Genomic DNA, 21,972 nt, shown 5'->3' with positions numbered 1-21,972 from the left:
TTTCTCCTACCCCCAACACAAGGGGCAATTTCACAGCACTTGATGTAAACGAGATATTATATAATACTTCGTTTTATTATTGTTCAGTTTTAACGCTTTTTCGAACATTTTGTACAAATTTTGCATCAAGGTCGAACGCCGAGTGCAAACTTCGTACAGCCAGTTCTAAGTATTTCTGCAACACAACAACCGAAACCTTGGTCTCTGCCGTTGAAATCGCTTCAATATTGATGCCTTCGTCAGCCAGTGTCGAAAACATTTTTTCTGCGATATTGCTATGGCTACGTAGCCCCACCCCCACAATACTCACCTTTGACATGCCCGGGTCTATATTCAGTTGAATATCGCCCAGATGCTCTTTCAGTGATTCAACAATAGCAGGCACTTCGTTAATGTGCGCATGAGATACGGTAAACGAGAAATCCGTAAATCCTTTATTGTTGGCGTGATGAATTAACATATCCAGTTCAACATTATGTTGAGCAAAAGTTCGCAAAATCAAGGCGGCTTGCCCCGGTTTATCCATAACACCGGTCAAATTCACGCGAATTTGCTCGCGATGGAAGGCAACCCCCGATACCATGGGCGACTCTAAATCAGTGCCCTGGTAAGAAATTAATGTGCCTGGTCCCTCTTCAAAAGTAGATAAGACCCTTAGCGGTACGCGATATTTACCAGCAAACTCTACAGCCCTTGTCTGCAAAACTTTAGCACCGACCGCCGACAACTCAAGCATTTCTTCAAAAGTTATCTGATCAAGACGATGCGCATCGCTAACTATTCGTGGATCGCTGGTGTAAACACCATCCACATCGGTATAAACCTGGCATTCATCAGCTTTAAGAGCGGCAGCCAATGCCACAGCCGTTGTATCAGAGCCTCCACGGCCTAGTGTAGTCACATTGCCGTCGGAGTCAGAGCCCTGAAAACCCGCCACTATGGCTACCTTTCCGGCCTCAATCACGTTTCTGATGGCTTGGGTATCGATATTCTCTATCTTCGCCTTACCAAACTCGTTGTTGGTCAGAATACCCGCCTGATAAGCATTAAGGCTTTGCGCTGGCTGCCCTAAGCTTTGCAACGCACAAGCCAACAAGGTTGCAGACACTTGCTCTCCTGTGGCTAGTAAGGCATCCAGCTCGCGGAAATCTGGCGGCTCCTGAAGGGTCCGAGCCAAATCAAGCAGGCGATTGGTCTCACCTGCCATCGCCGACACAACCACAACGACCTGATGATCGCTACAGGCGCTTAAAATGCGTTTTGCAACGCGTTGAATGCATTCAACATCAGCTACCGATGTACCACCATACTTTTGTACGATCAGCGTCATTAGGCGTTACTCAGTTGTTCGCCCAAATACTCTGTTGCCGCTTGAATCGCCTGAGGTAATTTTTCTGGTTCACTACCGCCAGCCTGAGCCATATCAGGACGGCCACCGCCGCGTCCGCCTACCACTTCGGCGGCCACTTTGATCACATCACCCGCTTTAACTTGAGCAGTAATGTCTTTGGTCACCCCAGCAATCAGATTCGCTTTGCCGTTGTTTTCTACACCCAGCACAATCACACCAGAACCTAATTTGTTTTTAAGCTGGTCCATCAAGTCGCGCAACGACTTGCTGTCGACATCGGTCAATACTTTTGCCAGTACTTTTACACCATGTACATCTTGAGCTTCACTCAGCAAGTCACTGCCTTGCGACGACGCCAGTTTGCCTTTCAGTTGCTCAATTTGCTTTTCTAAGTCTTTATTTTTGTTGAGTAGCGCAGAGACTTTTTCTGGAACACTGCCCGCATCGGTTTTTAACTGAGCACCTAATGTTTGCAGTGCATCGTTTTGTTGCAAGGTAAACTCCGATGCACCCTCACCCGCGACGGCTTCAATACGACGAATACCCGATGCGGTACCAGTCTCAGACAGCAAACGGAAGGTACCAATATCTCCGGTGCGCTCGACGTGAGTTCCACCACATAATTCGATAGAGAAATCGCCCATGGTTAACACGCGAACTTCATCGCCGTATTTTTCGCCAAACAGTGCCATGGCACCTTTATCTTTGGCGGCATCCATCGACATAACATCAGCAGACACCGGATTGTTTTTACGAATCTCAGCATTCACCAAAGTTTCAATCTTCGTCATTTCTTCGGCAGTGACAGGCTCAGGATGAGAAAAGTCAAAACGCAAACGTTGTGCGTCTACCAAAGAACCTTTCTGAGTGACATGCTCGCCCAAGACACTGCGCAAGGCAGCATGTAGTAAGTGAGTGGCCGAGTGATTCGCTGCTGTTGCTGCACGTTTTGCATCATCAACTTTAAAATGAATCTCAGTATTAACGTTTAACTCACCGCTTAATACTTTTACTTTATGAGCGAAGGCTTTATTGACTTTGGTTGTGTCTAACACCAAAGCTTCGCCACCTTGCCAGGTAACTTTTCCGGTATCGCCAACCTGACCACCCGACTCGGCATAAAAAGGAGTCTGAGAGGTAAACAACAAACCTTCTTCATTCGTTAACAAAGAATCAACGGATTCTGAGTTCATTTGTAAGAACTCAGCTTTAGCGTTGCCATCAAGTGCTGCATAACCCGTAAATTCTGTTTCGATATCCAGATCAAGATTATCGTTGTAGTCAACGTCAAACTTATCGCCCGCTTCACTTTGAGCGTTTTTATCTTTCTCTTTTTGTTCAACTTCTAAGAAGCCTTTCTCATCAACGGTCAAACCACGCTCACGAGCAATATCAGCCGTTAAATCAACTGGGAATCCGTAAGTTCCTTTTAGCAAGAAAAGTACTTCACCGGAAATTTCTGTACCTTCCATTGTCTCCAACGATTTCTCTAGCACTTTTAAGCCATTTGCTAATGTACGAGCAAATTGTTTTTCTTCGCGCAAAATCGTCTTTTCGATCAGCTCGCATTTTTCATTCAGCTCTGGATAGGCTGCGCCCATCTGCTCTGCCAACGGTTTAACGAGCTTATAGAAGAAAGGCTCATTGGCACCTAACTTGTTACCGTGGCGAATTGCACGACGCATAATGCGACGTAACACGTAACCTTGATCAAGATTGCTTGGTACAACACCATCAATAATCAGGAATGCGCAAGAACGAATGTGATCAGCAATAACTCGCAAAGATTTGTGGTCAGTATCCGTAAGGCTTAACACTTGAGCGATGGCTTTAATTAAACCATCAAACATATCGATTTCGTAATTGCTATGAACTTTTTGCATCACCGCGGCAATACGCTCTAGTCCCATTCCGGTATCGACGGAAGGTTTAGGCAATGGTGTCATTTTGCCATCAGCGCTGCGGTTAAATTGCATGAATACCAGATTCCAGATTTCGATATAACGATCACCGTCTTCATCTGGAGAACCTGGAGGACCACCGGCTACATCTTCACCGTGGTCATAAAAAATTTCGGAACAGGGTCCACATGGACCAGTATCACCCATGGACCAGAAGTTATCTTTTTCGCCCAGGCGAGAAAAACGTTCCTGATTGATGCCAATCTTGTTGAACCAGATATCTTCGGCTTCTTTATCGTCTTTATAAACGGTTACCCATAGTTTTTCTTCGGGCAAACCTAATGTTTTGGTTAAAAACTCCCAACCAAAACGAATCGCGTCTTCTTTAAAGTAATCGCCAAAGCTGAAGTTACCTAACATTTCAAAAAAGGTGTGATGACGAGCTGTGTAACCAACGTTTTCTAGATCGTTATGCTTACCACCCGCACGAACACAACGTTGCGATGACGTTGCTCGAGTGTAACCACGTTGTTCAGTACCTAAGAAACAATCTTTAAAAGGCACCATACCAGCGTTGGTAAATAATAACGTTTTGTCGTTGGCAGGAATCAAAGAGGCACTGGCAACACGTGTGTGTTGTTTGCTTTCAAAATAGGCCAGAAATGCTTCTCTAATTTCGTTGCTCGTCATGAAGTTCATGCTTCACCTTATTTTAATAAATACAGTCACTATAAAAATGAGTATGACAACTCGACATTACCTCGCTCGATAATGCCCCATTGAAATACTCAGTTAATATTCTTCAAATACAATATTGATAATATCGTTGGAAAATCCACGATACTGCAAATATCGTTGTTGTTTTGCTTTCTCTTTCCAGTCACTGGGCGCGTTGCGGTATTTTTTTTCTCTTACTCGCACTGCGTTTTCGATCCAGTCGACTTCAGACTCAGCAAAAGCAGCGTCGATAATGGCACTATCAACGCCCTTTTCTTTTAATTCCATGCGAATTCTTGCCGGGCCATACAATCGTCCAGCTCGGTAACGAATCCACGACTCCGCAAAACGCTCGTCACTTAACCAATTACGTTGCTCCAGATCATCCAGTGCTAACTGAATCTCTTCGGCAACGTAACCTTTTTGTAGCAGCTTTTGATGGAGTTCTCGACGAGAGTGCTCGCGCCGGGTTAATAACCCAATCGCACGATGGCGAGCACTGTCTGGTTGAGTTTTAGCCTTCAATCTCTTCCGCTACCTCACCTTGTGCAGCAGCAGAATTCGGCATCAACTTAGCTCTCACTTTCGCTTCAAGCTCCTGAGCAATTTCTGGATTTTCTTTTAAGAAATTAGTCACATTCATCTTGCCCTGGCCAATGCGATCGCCGTTGTAGCTATACCAAGCACCAGATTTATCAATGATGTTCTCTTTAACACCCAGATCGATGATTTCACCTTCTAATGAAGAGCCTTCACCATACAGAATCTGGAAGTCAGCTTGACGGAATGGAGGTGCTACTTTGTTTTTCACGACCTTAACGCGGGTTTCGTTACCCACCACTTCATCACCTTGTTTAATCGCACCTGTACGACGAATGTCCAAACGAACAGAAGAGTAGAATTTAAGTGCGTTACCACCCGTAGTCGTTTCTGGGTTACCAAACATCACACCAATTTTCATACGGATCTGGTTGATAAAGACAACGGTACAGTTAGCACGCTGGATGTTACCAGTTAACTTACGTAAAGCTTGCGACATCAGTCGTGCCTGCAAACCAACGTGAGTGTCACCCATATCACCTTCGATTTCAGCCTTTGGCGTCAAAGCCGCTACCGAGTCAACAACGACCAGGTCAACCGCACCAGAACGCACCAACATATCGGTGATTTCTAATGCTTGCTCACCAGTGTCTGGCTGAGAGACTAATAAGTCATCTAGATTAACGCCGAGCTTTTCGGCATAAACAGGATCTAATGCATGTTCTGCATCAACAAAGGCAGCCGTTCCGCCGTCTTTCTGACAAGAGGCAATGGCTTGCAAAGAAATGGTGGTTTTACCAGAAGACTCTGGTCCATAAATTTCGATAATACGGCCTTTAGGGAAGCCGCCCACACCGAGTGCGATATCCAGGCTGATAGAGCCTGACGAAATCACTTCAAAATCCCGAGGCCCCTGCTCTTCACCCATTCGCATGATTGAACCTTTACCAAATTGGCGTTCAATCTGAGATAAGGCAGCACCGAGCGCTTTCTTCTTACTATCGTCCATCTATTTCTCCAAATTATATTGTATAAAATTGGTGTTAACTCAAGATCGTTTGATGGTTCACACTATGGCGGAAACTTGAGTATTAACAAATTGATTGCAGGGGCTGGCCAATTATTTCAAAAATCCTGCTGTGACGGTAGCCCTAATCGGCAATTCTCTCGACAATTCCAGCAATTGCCCGATAAACCGTTTGTTTTCTAACCGATTCTCGATCTCCATCGAACAAAATGCGTTGAGTTTCGGCAGGTTGGCCTTGGATTTGCCAGCTAAACCAGACGGTCCCGACGGGTTTTTGCGGGCTTCCTCCCTCTGGACCAGCGACCCCACTCACGGCGACCGCAATGGTGGCGTTAGAGCGTGCTAATGCACCCGCCGTCATTGCTGCTACCACGGGTTCTGATACCGCGCCGTATTGTTCGATGAGTTGAGAGTCCACTCCTAGCATTCCATGCTTTGCCTCATTGCTGTAAGTGGTAAATCCGCATTCGAACCATTGGGAGCTCCCTGCTCTATCTGTTAACGTTTTGCTGATCCAGCCACCAGTGCAAGACTCTGCGGTCGCGACTCGAATGGATCGATTGACGGCTATTTGTGCAAGGCTTTCGACCAGATCCTCTATTTTGTCCATCATTTAAGCAACTCATTTATTTTATTGTGAATTTGGGTGGTGACCCCTGTTCAGATTCAGTTACAATCCTCGCCATGAAAACAGAACAAGCTCCTACAATGGCGGAAACCAAAGCCCATACTCCGATGATGCGACAGTATCTCGGAATCAAATCAGCTCACCCCGAAGAATTGCTATTTTATCGGATGGGGGATTTTTATGAACTGTTTTATGATGATGCCATCAAAGCCGCCGATTTACTCGATATCACGCTCACCAAGCGCGGTGCGTCAGCGGGTGAGCCCATCCCAATGGCGGGTGTCCCCTTTCATGCGGTCGATACCTACCTTAGCCGCTTAATCAAGCTGGGGCAATCCGTTGCTATTTGTGAGCAGATTGGCGATCCGGCCACCAGTAAAGGCCCAGTTGAACGTAAAGTTGTACGTGTTCTAACACCAGGGACCGTGAGCGACGAAGCCCTGCTCGACAGCCACGACGTGCAGTTGTTGGCAGCTATCCTACCGACCAAGAAAAACATTGGCTTAGCCTGGCTCGATTTAGCCGGTGGTCGCTTTTGGGTGAGTGAATGTGAGCATATCGACGAAGCACTCAATGAGCTTGCGCGTTTATCACCAGCCGAATTGTTAACATCAGAAAAAACCGAGCTGGATGATCTGCCCTATAGTTGTAAAGCTCTGCCGGATTACTATTTTGATATCGATGAAAATCGCACAACTCTATGTCGTAAATTCGAAGTCGCCAATATGGCTGCTTTGGGATGCGACGCACTTAGCGTTGGTATAGGAGCCGCAGGTGCTATCTATCAATACGCCGAAGAAACTCAGCGTGGTGCTCTGCCCCACATCAGCCGTCTGATTCCCTATACCAAAAACGATTGCATCAGCATCGATTCGGCCACACGACGCAATCTGGAACTGACGCAAAACTTGCAAGGCAGCGAAACTCATACACTGTTTGAAGTGATTGACCATACCTGCAATCCCATGGGTAAGCGCCTGTTAAAATCCTGGTTGAATCAACCACTGGCCAATCAAAACGAAATACGCCAGCGTCATGATATCGTCTCGCGCTTACAATCCAGTTCGCTTGAGATGATTCAAGAAAAGCTCAAAGCGATTTCGGATATTGAGCGTATCACCACTCGTATTGCACTCGGTTCGGCTCGCCCAAGAGATTTGGCTCGCCTGCGCGATAGTTTGGTCGAAATCTATGCCCTCAAATTGTTGCTTTCTGAAATCGATTGCCCACATATCGGTGAGCTCAACCAGTCGATTCACGCTTTAGAAGAATTGCACCAACATCTGCAAAAAGCCGTTATCGAAAACCCACCGGTGGTCGTTCGCGATGGCGGTGTGATTGCAGCAGGCTTTAATGACAATTTAGATGAGCTAAGAACCCTCTCGGCTAACGCCGATGACTTTCTGGTTAAGCTTGAAGAACGCGAGAAAGAAGAGCTTGGCCTACACACCTTAAAAGTTGGCTTTAACAAAGTTCACGGTTTTTACATCGAGATCTCTCGTGCTCAGAGTGAACAAGCTCCCACCCATTACGTTCGCCGACAAACGCTCAAAAATGTCGAGCGTTTTATCACCCCTGAGCTCAAAGAATACGAAGAAAAAGTCTTATCGGCCAAGTCGAAGGCTTTAGCGCTCGAAAAAGAACTCTATCAGCAACTCATTGCCGATATTCAAGTTTACGTTGCCCAGCTGCAAGAATCGTCTCAATCCGTAGCGATTCTCGATGTGTTGCAAAGCTTTGCCGACAAAGCCCTGACTTCACGCTATGTGCGCCCTGAGCTGGTATCTGACAAAGTTATTAATATATGTCAGGGACGCCATCCCGTCGTCGAGAACACGGTTGAGCCTTTTATTGCCAACAACGTTAACTTGAATAAGAGCCAGAACACCCAGATCATTACCGGCCCTAACATGGGCGGTAAGTCGACCTATATGCGGCAAACAGCACTGATTACTCTGCTGACCTATATCGGCAGTTTTGTGCCTGCTGACAGTGCACAGGTAGGGCCTATTGATCGTATCTTTACGCGTATTGGCGCATCAGACGATCTGGCCAGTGGCCGTTCAACCTTTATGGTTGAAATGACCGAGACAGCGCATATACTGAATAACGCAACACCAAATAGTCTGGTGTTGATGGATGAAATTGGACGTGGCACCAGCACTTTTGATGGCCTTTCTCTGGCCTGGGCGACTGCCGAACATATTCATCAGAACATCGGCGCTTTTACTTTATTTGCGACCCATTATTTTGAAATGACACAACTAGCCGATTCACAAGACGGCGTGATCAATCTTCATTTTGGCGCACAAGAGTACGGCGACGATTTTATACTGGATCACAGCGTTCACCAGGGACCAGCCAGCCAGAGTTTTGGTATTCAGGTCGGTAAAATGGCAGGATTGCCTGCCAGCGTTATTGCCGCCGCCAAATTTCAGCTGGAACAACTGGAAAACAGCGCCCATCATGCTCAGCTATCTGCGACCCCAGCCGAGCAATTGATGGCAAACGTGAAAAACCTGACCCACGAAAAAGTGGTTTCGGAATTAACCTCCGTTGATATCGATCAGTTGAGTCCACGCGACGCACTCGACCTGCTCTATCAATGGCAGCAACAATTACAAGAAGTTCGGAGATAATATTCATGGCTTTTGTCGTCACAGATAACTGCATTCAATGCAAATATACTGACTGTGTAGAGGTATGCCCGGTCGATTGTTTTTATGAAGGCCCTAATTTTTTGGTGATCAACCCAGATGAGTGTATCGATTGCGCTCTGTGCGAACCTGAGTGCCCGGCAGAAGCCATCTTCGAAGAAGATGACGTGCCAGATAACATGAAACAATTTATCGAAATCAACGAAGAGCTTTCGCAGACCTGGCCGAACATTACGGAAAAAAGCGACCCACTACCGGATGCCGCAGATTGGGACGGAAAACCCAATAAAATAGAAAAGCTTGAACGCTAATCTACCCCGCAGGCCTCGTACCATCTAGGCCTGCGATACCCTCCTTTGCTATCGCTGTAGCGTAATTCTCAATATCCTCATTTCAGACCCGCTCCAATCATTAATTTACACTCTTATTTTTGCCCCAATCGCGTTACAATAAGCAATAGATTTGGAATAAATAACAGCACTCAGAGCGGATCTGGCAATACACCCAGAAAGCGTAAGCAAAGTGCTCAATAATAATACAGGTATGTGAAGTTATGCGAATACTGCTGATGGCCCCCTTACTCGTTCTGTTGCAAGCTTGTAGCAACAGCGATGACCCGACACCTCCACCACCGCCCCCTCCCCCCGTAGAAACGTTTAAAATCACGGGACCAGCAGACAATCAGGTGAATGTCGGTCAATCAGTAGGGCTCGTATTAGAAGCACCCAGCTTAACCGTAAAAAATATTCGATGGGAACAGCTTACTGGCCTGAGCGAACTGGACATTGCAGCCAGCCAAAGGAAAGCCATTGGCTTTGATGTGACAGAGCCAGGTATTCATACCATCCAACTAACTTTCGCTGACAGCGAAGATAATCAATACAGCAAGCAATACACTTTTGAAGCCTTTGATGTGGCTGCCGAGCCGTTAACCGTTAACGCACGACTTGATCACGCGATGGTTGAGCAAACCAAGGGCAGTATTCGAGCTTTTGACTCTGCTAATGGTGCGGGTATCACATACAGCTGGCAGCAGATATCTGGGCCAAGTGCAGAAATTACTTTTGGTAATTCCGGCGTACTGCAGTTTGTCTCGCCAGAAGTGGAGCAGGATGCCCTGCTGACTTTTGAAGTCACGGTAACAGATGCTGACGAAAACACAGCCACTGATCAGGTTTTTGTGTTAGTAGAAAACATCACGATTGATGATCAAGGGGTGTTTCCTGCAGCATTAGGTAAAGTGGCAGCCAACACTCGCCCTTACAATCCAACGGGGCCTTATGCCGACAAGCTGGTGGGTTGTGCTTACTCCAATGTACTCATTGAGTCCTGCAAGCTCAACGATCTGCCTCTACTAGGACAAGACACTATTATCCCAACGCTGGATGATGTCATGAATCGGGTGGTGGTTTCTCATCAATGGATGGGTGATGCGTTTAAAGAATTTTTAGAGCTCGAAGACACCGAAAACGATTTTAAGCGTTTGGCAAGAGCCGCCACTGTTATCGTGTTATCTTACGATATCAAGCCATCTTTCTATTGGTCCTATACGGGCGCACTTTATCTTGATCCTTCTGATTTGTGGCGCAATCCTGCTGAGCGAGACACCTTACTCGAACAAAACGTTCCCGCTTTTGGTGGCTCGTTGCAATTTTTTATGCCGACACGTTATACGCAAAACGACGACTTTGTTACCTTCTTCTGGCCGTATAACTTCCGCCAGGCTCGCCCATTAAATTTTTATCGTCATGACATAACGCCAGTACTTTATCACCAGTTTGCCCATGCCAATGACACTTTTCCCCCTAGCACTTGGGCAACATTAGACAGCGATCAAACCGTTCATCAGGCTTCGTTAAACGTCACGTCAGGCAATGAAACATTAACAGAGCTTACCTCGACAGCCATGAAGGGACTAGCTGGTGTTAAATTTGCGGGCAACTCATCAACAGAGTTAGAGCGCGGTTACACCAGCACTGATATCATTCCTTTCTTTGAGCCAGACAACGGCTTGCTGTTTAAAAGCTTTTTTACCGCTCGTGAAGACTTCGCCATTTTGTTTGAACAATTCATGATGCAGCACCGTTATCAAATTCAGGCAGATGTAGGCATTATTGCTAGTGGTACTAACGTTGTTGATTGGGGGCAAAGAGGCCGTGTAGGAGAAAGCCGCATTCTGGATCGTGCCGCCGTTGTTGGCGCAATGCTATTAACCGATGAAGATTTTTCGGCAACTTTAGCTGACTTCCCTGCTCCCATTTTGATGACACCAGGACTCACCTGGCAAGAGAATCTGGACTTAACACCGGATGATCCTAAGCAATAACTTTCGCTTTTTAATAAAGAAAAATCAGAGTTGAATAACTCAACTCTGATTGATAGCTCACTAATGAGTAATTTCTTTATTGATAGATGACTTTATCTGCGGCATCAAAGTCTGTCTATTTTCTTCTGACTGAACAGAAGGGTCCCCTGAAGTTTCATTAATAATGTAACCGTGCTTAGCAGCATCGATCAATTCCATCGCGGAATATGTCGGTTCCAGAGACTCAGAGCGAGTACCAGGAACTCTCTGCAACCAGCGAGTCAAATCATCAAACTTCGATTGGAAGTCACCACTGAAACCCAAATCAGACTCAATTTCCTGCTCTCGAGTATTTGATGGATCGATATAGTCTTTTGGGTCATGACCAACGTTAGAAGCAACTTTTTGATACTCATCTAAAGCCAACCTATAAGCGTTACAAAAATCACTGTTGTTACGTAGTTTATCTGCGAGCGTCTGGTCATTCAATTTAAGTAATGCACCCTCTAACGATAGCCCTTTCTTCACGGAGTCTTGAACTAACAGTCCCTTTGCGGCCAACTTTCCTCCTGATGCAGGCTTAGAAAGCGCGGTGTTATCACTTTTGATGATCAAGTCATAATAAGCTTTTAAGTCTTCATCTTTACCAGAAAGTGCCGCTTTATTATGAGCTTCAACAATCTCGGGCTCTAAGTGAGACTTAATAACAAACATATTGCCTCGATTATACGCACCCTGTAACCAGGCCTGATTTCCAATCTCTGACCAGTCTTCATCGGGCATATTCAAAATTGGACCATTTACAACAGAATCTTTTGACAAGTAATCTACCTGCTTCTGATATTTGCTGGTGGACACTACCCCATTGTCGCTGTCTCCAGTTGGGTCGTAAAGAGGCTGAAGATGTTGATGCCAACTTCCCATAATCATAGGCGCTGTGAATAAATGACCTTTGTAGCTTAGCTCATTCCACTCTTTTGCAGCTTTCAAGTGATTTTCTTTAATACCATGATTATCAAATGCATCATTGGTTCGTTTTACTAAAGCCTCCATTCGAGTTCGTTCAGTCATCTGTGATCTTAAATTAACTTGTAACTTAGATACTTTGCGGTTACAAATATCTGCCCACTTGTCATTTTCTTTTTGCATGGTGTTTTTTAACTTACTTAACTTTGCACTTGTATCTTTGATTCTTCGGTTGTAATCATCACGCTTTTGAATATAGCTTTGCTTTGATTTTTTCTTATCCGGTGTATTTTGAATCAACTGTTTTCTTTCGAACTTAAGTAAGCTTAAATCTCTTTCCAAACCTTTAATAAAAGGATCTTTTGCTTCTTTGTTTCGGTTAATCCTATCTTGGTAATAAGATTTTTCGGATTCGATTGACTGCTCCAATCGCTTAACTGAGCTGTCTAAGGATGCAATTTTATCCTGTGCTAACTGAAGGGTTTTAACTAACGTCAACACATCATTATATGAGCGAAATTGTAAATGATTAGGGATATCATGAGAGTTCTCATCAAATCGGTCTAAAATAACCTGAGCTTTCACAATATCGGCTTTAGGTTCACTTTGAGGTATAAATTTAGGCTTAGGGCTCAAGTTAATTTGGGGTTGAACCAGATTTTGAGACGTTTTCTTAGTCCCTGCCGCCGTTTTGAAAAATTCTCTTGCTGAGCTAATTGTCAGAGGCGTTTCGCTTTCAACAAACTGAGAAGTCAGTTTTTGATCCAGTTTATAGTCGTTGCTTAATGAGCCGACAAAGTTTTCTCTGATGGATTTGCTACTGGTCATTTGAGGCAGGTTTAACGCTTCTTTTACAGAAGTCTGTTCTGACTGTGCTGACAATAATACCGATTTATAATCAACTGAAATTTGCATAATTAATAGCTCCCTAATTATATTCTTAATAAGTTTTCGCAGGAAGAGTCGCCTTGCTGCACAATAGTTTCGTCATCAATAAGTTGCGGTAGAGACAATAACTCTCTCCAACGATGACTTTCTTGAGTAATCTGGGTTATCCAGCGGTCGAAAGTTGCGGCATCTAAATGAGAAGCATCTTGTTTAATGTTCAGAGTCACCTCTCCTTGTGGCGTTAAACCTAAACATCCGATTTCAATGTCCTGAAGAGCGAAGTTCGCTTTCAACAGCTTCTTGTAAATCGATTCATTCGCAAATACAGAAAGATAACTAACAACAACAACTTTGTTAGATTCTTCAATAAAACCAACATTAATCTCTATATTCTCTGCTGATAAAGAGAAGTGGCTGCCCTGCTGCCATTGAATCGTATCTATATTTGCAAGTTCAGCATATTCATCGACTAACAATGAAAAATTAATAGGCATAACAACTAACCTCCTTAGAAACTTAATGTTTGTGTATTACTTAAGTAACATAAAGAGATGAAAAGTTGTTCTTTTAGAACAATATAGAATCAGGAAGGGCTTACTTGAAGTAAAAGAACGTACAAGGCGTTGTAGAAGATGATAGTTTTTCTATCACAAAATAGTTGGACTTTTTAATAGTTATTTATAAAAAAGCCGATCTAAGATCGGCTTTTAAGATGATAATCAATGCAGAAACTTACTAACTTTTCTTCATCCATTTCTTAAACTGAGCTTTCTCTGCGTCTGACGCCTGTAACCACCAATGTTTCAAGTTATCCAACGCTTTCGTAGGGATCTCATTAACTTTTTCAATAGCTTTAACTTCTTGGCGAGTCATTTCTTCTACTCGAATCTGATAGTCCGGTTTTTTTGCAAAGCTTTGAGCAGCATCAAGTTCACTATGGTAAGGAGAATGAATTACGTAACGCTTGCCGTCTTCAATACGAAACTTCACATCAAAGGGCTGTGATTTAACAACCTCGTGTTCATCAGAGTCAATCTCAATAACCACTTCGTATTGCAAAGTGACTTTGTGTGTACCGCTGGTAAACGACAACATTTTGTTTTTTTCTAACAGCCCCTGCTCGTAAGGCTGTTCATTAATACTTAACAAATTAAATTGCTCAGGAATAACCACCTGACCATCACAAAATCCCTTAATGCTGAGACTTAATAAAGCAATGAATAAACCAAATTTCATACAAATAACTCTTGTTGTTAAGCACTTAGTTGTGCAGCATGATAACGAAAATGCGACTCAATAAAACTCGCTATAAAAAAGTAACTGTGATCGTAGCCTTCACGACGGTTTAACTTTAATGGAATCTGTGCCGATTCACAGGCCTGCTGCAATTTTTCTGGAAGCAGTTGTTCAGCCAGAAAACCATCAGCTTCGCCTTGCTCGACCAACATCGAATCTACCCTATGCCCGCTTTTTATTAACTGACACGCATCATAGGTGCTCCAACTATCACGATCGGGCCCCAAATAGTTTGTAAACGCCTTCTCGCCCCAGGCACATTCCATGGGTGCGCAAATAGGAGCAAAAGCCGATACCGAACGATATTGTTGCGGATTTTTTAGCGCAATGGTTAGCGCGCCATGGCCTCCCATGGAATGACCCGCTATCGCTGCGCGGTTAGCATCCACAGGAAAATGTTCATTAACCAGTTGCCACAATTCATCGACCACATAATCATACATGCGGTAATGATTAGACCAAGGTTTTTGCGTTGCGTTCAAATAAAAACCCGCAGCACTACCAAAATCCCAGTCATCATCTTCGCCTTCAATGTTGCACCCTCTAGGGCTGGTATCACAGACAACAATAGCCATACCTAGTTCGGCAGCAATAGACTCCGCATGAGCTTTTTGTACAAAGTTTTCATCACTGCAGGTTAATCCAGACAACCAGTAAAGGACCGGCACTTTGCCCTGTTCACTTTGAGGTGGCAAAAAAATAGAAAAGGTCATGTCGCACTGGCAAGACTGCGAAGCATGCTGATAACGATGCCAATGGCCTTCAAAGCACTTTATCTTTGACAACAAATTCATAGGTTCTGAGTTCTCTTTCAACAACCGCAATTAAAACTTAATAACCGAGCGAATCGATTTACCTTCGTGCATTAAATCAAAGGCTTTGTTGATGTCTTCTAATGGCATGGTATAAGTCACCATATCATCAATGTTGATATCACCCGACATATATTGGTCAACGTACCCTGGCAACTGAGAACGTCCTTTAACACCGCCAAATGCCGTTCCTTTCCAGGTACGGCCTGTCACTAGCTGAAATGGCCGCGTCGCAATCTCTTGGCCTGCACCAGCCACACCAATGATTACGCTGGTGCCCCAACCTTTGTGGCAGGCTTCGAGCGCAGAGCGCATCAACTCGACATTGCCGACACACTCAAAGGAGTAATCAACGCCACCGTTGGTCATCTCGACCAGTACTTCTTGAATCGGTAAGTCGTGATCTTTAGGATTCACACAGTCTGTCGCGCCTAACTGTTTGGCCATATCAAATTTGCTGGGATTAATATCAACGGCAATAATGCGCTCGGCTTTCGCCATCACAGCACCTTGAATCACACTTAAACCAATGCCACCAAGGCCAAATACCGCCACGGTTGAGCCGGGCTCTACTTTTGCCGTGTTCTGCACAGCGCCAATACCAGTGGTGATACCACAACCAAGCAAACACACCTTATCCAGCGGTGCAGCAGGGTTAATTTTTGCTAATGAAATCTCGGGCAGTACGGTGTACTCAGAAAAGGTCGAAGTCCCCATATAATGGAACAAGGTTTGACCCTTATATGAAAAACGCGATGTACCATCAGGCATCACACCCCGCCCTTGCGTGGTACGGATCGACTGGCAGAGGTTGGTTTTGTTAGAGTGACAGAAATTACACTCACCGCACTCTGGAACATACAATGGGATTACATGGTCACCAGGCTTTAAGTTCTTAACACCAGGACCTACCTCAACAACGATAGCGCCGCCCTCATGCCCTAGAATCGATGGAAAAATCCCCTCAGGATCAGCACCAGACAGTGTATAAGCATCGGTATGACAAACACCCGAAGCAACCACCTGAACCAATACTTCCCCTTCTTTAGGTCCAGCTAAATCAACGTCAAGAATCTCCAGCGGCTTTCCGGCTTCAAAGGCAACAGCGGCGCGAGTTTTCATAAATGTATGTCCTGTTGTTTTTATGACCTGTAAATAACATGTCCCTGTATGGAGCCAGCAGCCCAAAACCGCCAGCTGGCACCCTATCGCTCAAAGCTCGATCAGGATAGAACTTTTACGGCCATCTAATTGTTTGTAAAGAGATAATAAATCGAAAACAACACAATTGCACCTGCTGAATGCCCCTAAATGCACCAATTAAACGGTTAATGAGCAGAATCTCTCGCCAGGGTGTCTGTTAGTTCAATAGATAACTGAATCCCCCTCACCGGGGTGTCCGTCGAAGCATCAATTAGCGGAGTCGCTCGCCGGGGTGTCTGCTGAATCATTGTATTGTCGATAAGGAAGGTACTCCACACGGTTTCGGCCTTTTTCCTTGGCTTCATAGAGCGCTTTATCGGCACACTCCAGCAATGAAGAAGCGCTCTCTCCTACCCTTGGTCGTACCGAGCTGCAACCGCAACTCACAGTGACCTGTAAGCGCAGATCGTTGTGTCTGATGACCAGATCGCCGATTCGCTTGCGTAGATGATCCGCCAGATGCACAGCACCATGTTCTCGTGTATCTGGCAGTAACACGACAAACTCTTCACCACCAAATCGAGCAGCAAAATCGCCCGGTCGTCGGGTAGCACTGTTGATCATGTCGGCGACTTCTTTTAAGGCCTCGTCGCCCGTCAAATGACCATGGGTGTCGTTGAGCTTCTTAAACCAGTCAATATCAATAAGGACGACAGAAAGATCAGTACGAGAGCGAACAGCCCGTTTCCATTCCAGTTCAAATCGCTCATCAAATGCTCGGCGGTTGTTAATCCCGGTTAATCCATCTTTGACACTTAAATTACGTAACATAGTGTTGGCTTCAGACAATTGCTTCATGGTGTCTTCTAACTCAACGGTACGTTCTTTAACTCGAACTTCGAGTTTTTCGTTGGTTTGTTGCTGGATAGTTAATGCTTTTTCTTTGGCTTCTCGGGCTTTAATTTCGTTGGTTAAAGCTTGTTGCTGGGCTTCGTAACGTTTTGCTCTCTCGTCTGCAAAACGCTGTGCTAAAGCCAAGGCTAACAAGATCACCTCAATGAGCGAACCAATTTGGCTCGAATTTTCTGTCACAAAGTTACTTTCTAGATAGCCTAGCTTCACAAAGACTAAAGTCACCGTGCCAATGGCAAAAACTAACCAGGCCACCGTAAAATATCGAGCGGCGATATTTCCTTGCAACGAACGGACTACCCCACCCACGACCAATACTAAGGGCACAACGAAGCCAACCACTAGTGACATTCGAATGCTCACACTGTAAGGCAAAAACGGACTAAGCAGACACATGATGAATACCAGAATCAAGACCCAATTAAACAAGGTATTCACCCAATCATGATGTCTTTTGGTTCGTAAAAATTGTCGTGCAAACATCATGGCAAACAAAGTAGAGAGAATGGAGAAAATCGCGACCGAATAAGCATGCCAAAGAGGCGATTCAGTCCAAAAGTATTGATAAGCAAAGCCATGAAAACAAAACTGAAAGAGCCCCGTTGACGCCACCACGCCAATGTAATACAGGTAACTAATATCTCGAAGTGACACGTAAATGAAGAAGTTATACAAAACCATCACCAGCACCACACCAAAGTACAAACCAAATACTAATGAGGTCACACTATCTTGCTGAACAAACGCCTCCTTTTGCCACACATACAACGGCAACTGCAGTGCTCCAGAAGTTTGTACTCGGATAAAAACATCAATTTGATCGCCTGGCCTTCCACCTAGTGGCGTAATAAACTGCCGATGCTTTATGCTACGATCTGCAAAGGGCAAATGATCGCCCATCAGCGCGTGGCCAGCGAGTTGAGACGAAGTGCGGTGCGTGTAAAACGTAAAGATTTCGACGTTATCCAACAATGGATAGCTGATAACAAGGATGTGGTCTTGAGCGCTCTTGATAACGAGCTTGGTACGAAACCAATAGACTGAGTCATCAAAACCGATATTAATGCGTTCCTGATTAGATTGCACCCACTGCTCATCAGGCAATAGTTTGATTTGCCCTAAAGAAACATCGCCAGCATCATCTCGGTAATATTCGAGGTAAGGTTGCAGATTCAAACGGGCTTCAGAAACCACCACTTCATCAGCGGCTGAGTTTTGACTCAGCAACACAGTGATCAGAAAAATGATGCAATAGCAGAGAACTCTCTGGACCAATGACGACGTCTCAATCAGGCTTACTTAACAAGAGTTTAGGCCAATCATCTCTAGTCTGCCGACTTTCTTGATAGCTCGACCTAACTCATCAAAGAGACTATACGAAGGTCGCCACTTCGGATAAAGCAAACTTACTGATGTCAGGAACTTTGGCCTCTTTGTCAGGATACCCCGCGACCAGAATCATATAGGGTCTTTCGGTATCAGGACGCCCCAGCAGTTCGTTTAGAAACTTCATTGGGCTGGGAGTGTGAGTCAAGGTTGCCACTCCCGCTTCATGTAATGCCGTTATGAGCAGCCCGGTTGCGATCCCCACAGACTCAGAAACATAGTAGTTTTTTCGTTTTTCACCCTGTTCTGTATAACTGAATTTTTTGGCAAAAATAACGATAAGGTACGGGGCTGTTTCTAAAAATGGTTTATGTTCGTCTGTACCTAGCGGTGCAAGTGCATCAAGCCATTCTTGAGATGCACGACGTTGGTAAAATTCTTTTTCTTCGGCTTCGGCAGCTTGTCTTATTTGTGCTTTCTTGTCAGGGTCACTCACAACAACAAAATGCCACGGCTGCATATTGGCACCGCTAGGCGCAGTACCTGCAGCCAACAAAGCTTGTTCTATCACTTCCTGGGGTATTGGCTCGGGCGAAAACTCCCGCACCGTTCGACGTTGTTTGACTTTTTCATAGAAGGCTTTAGCGCGTTCCAACATCTGATTTTCTGAATAGGTAGTGAATTTGAGTGGCAAGAATGGATAGGTTTTCATCGATGTCCCCAAGATAACTCGCTTTAACTGCAAGTATCATTCAATGTTAGTTAGTGTATTTATCCTTTTGTTGCTAAAGAGACGTTTGTGAAGTCACTTTGTTACTCTATTGCTTTATATTGTAAGGCTTTTGTTGATTTTTGACTCTGCAAAAATTCTTACTCCGACGTCACACACCATTGGCAAACTTTTGTCAGTTGCCGAATTCGAGCTTTTACCGATGCGGCTTCATCCCTGTTCGCCATTGCGACAAAGGAGGCAACTTCTTCTCGATAGTCTGACTCGATATCGGCCAAACGAATCAAAGCATCATAGCTCCAGGCGCGGACAAATTTATTGGGGGAATCCAATTGAGCACGAGCGAAGGAGTAAAGTAACGATTCCCCATCTGACGGAATGGATAGGTATTGAATGCTTTGTAAGACGTGCAAACAGGACTGCCAGTGTGCTAGATGGCTCATCTGTTCAAATAACTTAAGCGACTGCTTTTTAGAAAGGTTAGCCCCCTGCGCTAAATGATGTAGCAAAAGCCAGGAAGCCGCTGTTTGCAGCGAGCCTTCGGACAGGTAATTGAGCAATGAGCTAACAAAGCGTGATGAGGAGTGATACTCAGCGTAAATACCACTCAACACGTCGAGATCTTTGTTGTCCCATTGCTGTAGCAGTGTTTTCAAACCACTCATGCAGTACAAACAACTTAATGATTTGTTTTCATCAAAGCCTAGCTGTCATCTTCCAATCGATATAAGGGCTCTTTTTGCATTGTGTTAATGCCTTCAATCACCGTTGTTTTTATCTCTTTGGTGCAAATTTTGGCATTTTTGCTTTTAATAAAATTGTCTGCGATAAAGCCTCCATAACGAACACCGTTCACAAAAGACTGAAATTGCGCGGTGACCATGACGCTTACTTTATCTGCGTTGTAATTCTTAACGCCAGTCAATTCAGCCGTTTGAGCAATTTTTTTGCTCAGCTGCTTTTTAAATGCATCAGAGCTCGCATCAACGCCGAGGTATTTTTCTATCGCACAGATCTCTGACAACAGATTAATGTTAATCAAACGAGAGTGGTTTTCGATCATAATGCTCACGACATTTTTGGCCAGCTCATCATTCGCTGACGCAGTAGCAGGGACTGTAAATCCAGCGATAACGGCAGCCGCTAGTAAGGGTTTTAAGAATTTCAACGTCAAGCTCCTGTTTTTTGTATTTAAGTGGGCGCGGAATGACTCACCTAAAAGATAGCTAAAATCTGCTCTGGATGCCAATCAAATAGATATTCGCAAGCGATTAAAGCCTGGATGCTACGCACTACCTATAATAGCTTAGTCTATAACATGAAGTGATACACAAGCTATTGATAATATTGAAGAATAGCTAACACCACCCTGATAGCTATACAAAGAACTTACGTAAAATATTGGCTGTTTTTGAGGGTTGCTCAAGTGGTAGCATGTGGCCCGTATCTTCCACTATGTCCATCTGTATCTGAGAATTCTGCTCACATATGCGACTAATCTTAGAGTGTTGAACCAAAGGATCCTGATCGCCAAAAGCAAATTGAATGGGGTGTTGGCTGCCGGATAATTCAGCGGTTAAATCGGGCCTCAAGGTGGTAATGGTCAGTTGCCCGATAAGCGTATCAACACCCGCTCGCTGCTCCATTGCTCGTATGGTGTCTATAATTCCCAGATTTTGATGCTTTGAACGATGGATTAACTGTTTGATCTTTTTGTCACTCAATCCCTGATACTGCCCTGCTTTAGCATATTGGATACTCAATTCTCGTTGACGGATCTCCATAGAATTCAGCGCTGCGGGGTGATTGGATAATACACACAGCCGACGGATACGCTCTGGATGTTTTACCGCCATTAATGCCGCCAGATACCCACCTAAAGAAAACCCAACCAAATCAACAGGCTCAGATGGCAATTGGTCGATTAACCCCAGAGCAATATCATCGATACTGTCTAGCAAAGGTATGGTTAATGAATGACAAGAATAATCGTCTCCCAACACTTCCCATAACTCGGTCCACAAACGTTCGTCACAGAGAGTTCCAGGGATAAAATACAAGGGGGATTGATTGTGTTGGGTGGGCATATTTAAGATTCCTTAACCACCAGAAGATCGAAAGCCAGAGAGTTTAAGTGAAATTGTGATTGAGTCCAAGCTCGTTATGGTGGCCGATTAGTTTTGAAGCCATCTTTGTATCCAAACGACTTAGGGTGACTACTTGTTGGATATGAATTTAAACTCGGCTTCTTGCAAGACGCTCAAGACCGTCTGCAGCGATGCTTTCGAAACAATTATCCAGCTGCTCAAAAATATCCCACCGTGTTTTATCAAGTGTTTTTGCTATCTTATCGATAACTCGCAGCTCAAGCTCCTCGACTCGTTTGCCTTTCCATAATTTATCGGCAAGAGCGATCAATAGCTCTTCTAACGACACAAACATTTCTTGATAGCGAGCATGGGACAGACAACAACGAGCTTGTTCAACAGAAGCGCCATTGCTGAGCATTAGCCTCTCACCAGCAGGCTCATGTTCACCGCCTTTTTCTTTCAACTCGTTAGAATGAAGTATTTTTCCCGCGTCGTGAATTGCCACTCCGACTTCAACGAGTTGTTGATCGAGTGGAACCTGTAGTTTCGCGCATTCTGATAGCAAAATATCAGCCGCTTCTCCTACCAGTTGAACATGTAATAATAACGCTTTAGGAGCCCCGAGAGACGACAGTAGTTGATAAGCTTCTTCTTTATTGTTGAGCATAAACAGGAGCACTCCT

General features: G+C 44.7%; 19 protein-coding genes. 3 read left to right on the top strand and 16 right to left on the bottom strand.

Translation table 11 applies throughout. From position 1 onward, the window contains the following. Nucleotides 1-76: 76 nt before the first annotated feature. The 5 genes from NH399_RS16940 to NH399_RS16920 all read right to left on the bottom strand — a co-directional run bounded on the left by NH399_RS16940 (nucleotide 77) and on the right by NH399_RS16920 (nucleotide 6,149). The gene (locus tag NH399_RS16940) at nucleotides 77-1,330 is read right to left on the bottom strand and encodes an aspartate kinase (RefSeq protein ID WP_253042174.1); all 1,254 of its coding nucleotides are present in this window, start codon (nucleotides 1,328-1,330) and stop codon (nucleotides 77-79) included. Continuing rightward, nucleotides 1,330-3,951: an alanine--tRNA ligase gene (gene alaS, locus NH399_RS16935; protein WP_371876089.1), complete on the bottom strand. Its 2,622-nt coding sequence runs from the start codon at nucleotides 3,949-3,951 to the stop codon at nucleotides 1,330-1,332. Before alaS ends, NH399_RS16940 begins: the two co-directional genes overlap by 1 nt. A 93-nt stretch (nucleotides 3,952-4,044) precedes the next feature. Next, the gene (gene recX, locus NH399_RS16930) at nucleotides 4,045-4,494 is read right to left on the bottom strand and encodes a recombination regulator RecX (protein WP_253042172.1); all 450 of its coding nucleotides are present in this window, start codon (nucleotides 4,492-4,494) and stop codon (nucleotides 4,045-4,047) included. Further along, on the bottom strand, nucleotides 4,484-5,518 hold the full coding sequence (gene recA, locus NH399_RS16925; RefSeq protein WP_253042170.1) for a recombinase RecA: 1,035 nt from the start codon (nucleotides 5,516-5,518) through the stop codon (nucleotides 4,484-4,486). The genes recX and recA overlap by 11 nt, the downstream gene beginning before the upstream one ends. Nucleotides 5,519-5,660: 142 nt before the next feature. Continuing rightward, the gene (locus NH399_RS16920; protein ID WP_253042168.1) at nucleotides 5,661-6,149 is read right to left on the bottom strand and encodes a CinA family protein; all 489 of its coding nucleotides are present in this window, start codon (nucleotides 6,147-6,149) and stop codon (nucleotides 5,661-5,663) included. Between the two features lie 71 nt (nucleotides 6,150-6,220). On the opposite strand from NH399_RS16920, the gene mutS reads away from it, so the two are divergent. The 3 genes from mutS to NH399_RS16905 all read left to right on the top strand — a co-directional run bounded on the left by mutS (nucleotide 6,221) and on the right by NH399_RS16905 (nucleotide 11,147). Then, nucleotides 6,221-8,803 (top strand): DNA mismatch repair protein MutS, encoded by a 2,583-nt coding sequence (gene mutS, locus NH399_RS16915; RefSeq protein ID WP_253042166.1) that lies wholly within the window; start codon nucleotides 6,221-6,223, stop codon nucleotides 8,801-8,803. Nucleotides 8,804-8,808: 5 nt separating this feature from the next. After that, nucleotides 8,809-9,132 carry a ferredoxin FdxA gene (gene fdxA / locus NH399_RS16910; RefSeq protein WP_253042164.1) on the top strand — a complete coding sequence of 108 codons (324 nt, stop codon included), beginning with the start codon at nucleotides 8,809-8,811 and terminating at the stop codon, nucleotides 9,130-9,132. 242 nt (nucleotides 9,133-9,374) lie between these two features. Then, nucleotides 9,375-11,147, top strand: coding sequence for a hypothetical protein (locus NH399_RS16905; protein ID WP_253042162.1), 1,773 nt, complete (start codon nucleotides 9,375-9,377; stop codon nucleotides 11,145-11,147). A 60-nt stretch (nucleotides 11,148-11,207) separates the two neighbouring features. Here NH399_RS16905 and NH399_RS16900 read toward each other — a convergent pair whose 3' ends face one another. The 11 genes from NH399_RS16900 to NH399_RS16850 all read right to left on the bottom strand — a co-directional run bounded on the left by NH399_RS16900 (nucleotide 11,208) and on the right by NH399_RS16850 (nucleotide 21,956). Then, a complete protein-coding gene (locus NH399_RS16900; RefSeq protein ID WP_253042160.1) occupies nucleotides 11,208-13,007 on the bottom strand; it encodes a hypothetical protein in 1,800 nt (599 codons plus the stop codon). A 17-nt stretch (nucleotides 13,008-13,024) separates the two neighbouring features. Next, nucleotides 13,025-13,474 carry a type III secretion system chaperone gene (locus NH399_RS16895; RefSeq protein WP_253042158.1) on the bottom strand — a complete coding sequence of 150 codons (450 nt, stop codon included), beginning with the start codon at nucleotides 13,472-13,474 and terminating at the stop codon, nucleotides 13,025-13,027. Nucleotides 13,475-13,715: 241 nt separating this feature from the next. Then, nucleotides 13,716-14,216, bottom strand: a complete 501-nt coding sequence (locus NH399_RS16890) for a DUF2057 family protein (protein ID WP_253042156.1) — start codon at nucleotides 14,214-14,216, stop codon at nucleotides 13,716-13,718. 17 nt (nucleotides 14,217-14,233) lie between these two features. Then, on the bottom strand, nucleotides 14,234-15,070 hold the full coding sequence (fghA, locus tag NH399_RS16885) for an S-formylglutathione hydrolase (protein ID WP_253042154.1): 837 nt from the start codon (nucleotides 15,068-15,070) through the stop codon (nucleotides 14,234-14,236). 30 nt (nucleotides 15,071-15,100) lie between these two features. Next, on the bottom strand, nucleotides 15,101-16,210 hold the full coding sequence (locus NH399_RS16880; protein ID WP_253042152.1) for an S-(hydroxymethyl)glutathione dehydrogenase/class III alcohol dehydrogenase: 1,110 nt from the start codon (nucleotides 16,208-16,210) through the stop codon (nucleotides 15,101-15,103). A 288-nt stretch (nucleotides 16,211-16,498) separates the two neighbouring features. Further along, nucleotides 16,499-18,373 (bottom strand): 7TM diverse intracellular signaling domain-containing protein, encoded by a 1,875-nt coding sequence (locus tag NH399_RS16875; RefSeq protein ID WP_253042150.1) that lies wholly within the window; start codon nucleotides 18,371-18,373, stop codon nucleotides 16,499-16,501. Between the two features lie 142 nt (nucleotides 18,374-18,515). Beyond that, nucleotides 18,516-19,181 (bottom strand): nitroreductase family protein, encoded by a 666-nt coding sequence (locus NH399_RS16870; protein WP_253042148.1) that lies wholly within the window; start codon nucleotides 19,179-19,181, stop codon nucleotides 18,516-18,518. A gap of 158 nt (nucleotides 19,182-19,339) precedes the next feature. Next, the gene (locus tag NH399_RS16865) at nucleotides 19,340-19,864 is read right to left on the bottom strand and encodes a hypothetical protein (protein ID WP_253042146.1); all 525 of its coding nucleotides are present in this window, start codon (nucleotides 19,862-19,864) and stop codon (nucleotides 19,340-19,342) included. A 38-nt stretch (nucleotides 19,865-19,902) separates the two neighbouring features. Beyond that, entirely contained in the window at nucleotides 19,903-20,367 is a 465-nt protein-coding gene (locus NH399_RS16860; RefSeq protein WP_253042144.1) for a hypothetical protein, read from the bottom strand. Between the two features lie 208 nt (nucleotides 20,368-20,575). Continuing rightward, nucleotides 20,576-21,286 (bottom strand): alpha/beta fold hydrolase, encoded by a 711-nt coding sequence (locus NH399_RS16855; RefSeq protein WP_253042142.1) that lies wholly within the window; start codon nucleotides 21,284-21,286, stop codon nucleotides 20,576-20,578. A gap of 148 nt (nucleotides 21,287-21,434) precedes the next feature. After that, on the bottom strand, nucleotides 21,435-21,956 hold the full coding sequence (locus NH399_RS16850) for an HD domain-containing protein (protein WP_253042140.1): 522 nt from the start codon (nucleotides 21,954-21,956) through the stop codon (nucleotides 21,435-21,437). Between the last annotated feature and the right edge of the window lie 16 nt (nucleotides 21,957-21,972).

The organism is Pleionea sp. CnH1-48 (genome assembly GCF_024124665.1).
Classification (GTDB): Bacteria; Pseudomonadota; Gammaproteobacteria; order Enterobacterales; family Kangiellaceae; genus JAMXSB01.
The sequence above is the reverse complement of the archived record's forward strand: the minus strand, read 5'-3'. Positions and strand labels throughout refer to the sequence as shown.

Excerpts from the sequence above, each read along its gene's own strand:
- NH399_RS16940 (WP_253042174.1), bottom strand. The coding sequence starts at position 1,330 with ATGACGCTGATCGTACAAAAGTATGGTGGTACATCGGTAGCTGATGTT.
- alaS (WP_371876089.1), bottom strand. The coding sequence starts at position 3,951 with ATGAACTTCATGACGAGCAACGAAATTAGAGAAGCATTTCTGGCCTAT.
- recA (WP_253042170.1), bottom strand. The coding sequence starts at position 5,518 with ATGGACGATAGTAAGAAGAAAGCGCTCGGTGCTGCCTTATCTCAGATT.
- NH399_RS16920 (WP_253042168.1), bottom strand. The coding sequence starts at position 6,149 with ATGATGGACAAAATAGAGGATCTGGTCGAAAGCCTTGCACAAATAGCC.
- mutS (WP_253042166.1), top strand. The coding sequence starts at position 6,221 with ATGAAAACAGAACAAGCTCCTACAATGGCGGAAACCAAAGCCCATACT.
- fdxA (WP_253042164.1), top strand. The coding sequence starts at position 8,809 with ATGGCTTTTGTCGTCACAGATAACTGCATTCAATGCAAATATACTGAC.
- NH399_RS16905 (WP_253042162.1), top strand. The coding sequence starts at position 9,375 with ATGCGAATACTGCTGATGGCCCCCTTACTCGTTCTGTTGCAAGCTTGT.
- NH399_RS16900 (WP_253042160.1), bottom strand. The coding sequence starts at position 13,007 with ATGCAAATTTCAGTTGATTATAAATCGGTATTATTGTCAGCACAGTCA.
- NH399_RS16895 (WP_253042158.1), bottom strand. The coding sequence starts at position 13,474 with ATGCCTATTAATTTTTCATTGTTAGTCGATGAATATGCTGAACTTGCA.
- NH399_RS16890 (WP_253042156.1), bottom strand. The coding sequence starts at position 14,216 with ATGAAATTTGGTTTATTCATTGCTTTATTAAGTCTCAGCATTAAGGGA.
- fghA (WP_253042154.1), bottom strand. The coding sequence starts at position 15,070 with ATGAATTTGTTGTCAAAGATAAAGTGCTTTGAAGGCCATTGGCATCGT.
- NH399_RS16880 (WP_253042152.1), bottom strand. The coding sequence starts at position 16,210 with ATGAAAACTCGCGCCGCTGTTGCCTTTGAAGCCGGAAAGCCGCTGGAG.
- NH399_RS16870 (WP_253042148.1), bottom strand. The coding sequence starts at position 19,181 with ATGAAAACCTATCCATTCTTGCCACTCAAATTCACTACCTATTCAGAA.
- NH399_RS16865 (WP_253042146.1), bottom strand. The coding sequence starts at position 19,864 with ATGAGTGGTTTGAAAACACTGCTACAGCAATGGGACAACAAAGATCTC.
- NH399_RS16855 (WP_253042142.1), bottom strand. The coding sequence starts at position 21,286 with ATGCCCACCCAACACAATCAATCCCCCTTGTATTTTATCCCTGGAACT.
- NH399_RS16850 (WP_253042140.1), bottom strand. The coding sequence starts at position 21,956 with ATGCTCAACAATAAAGAAGAAGCTTATCAACTACTGTCGTCTCTCGGG.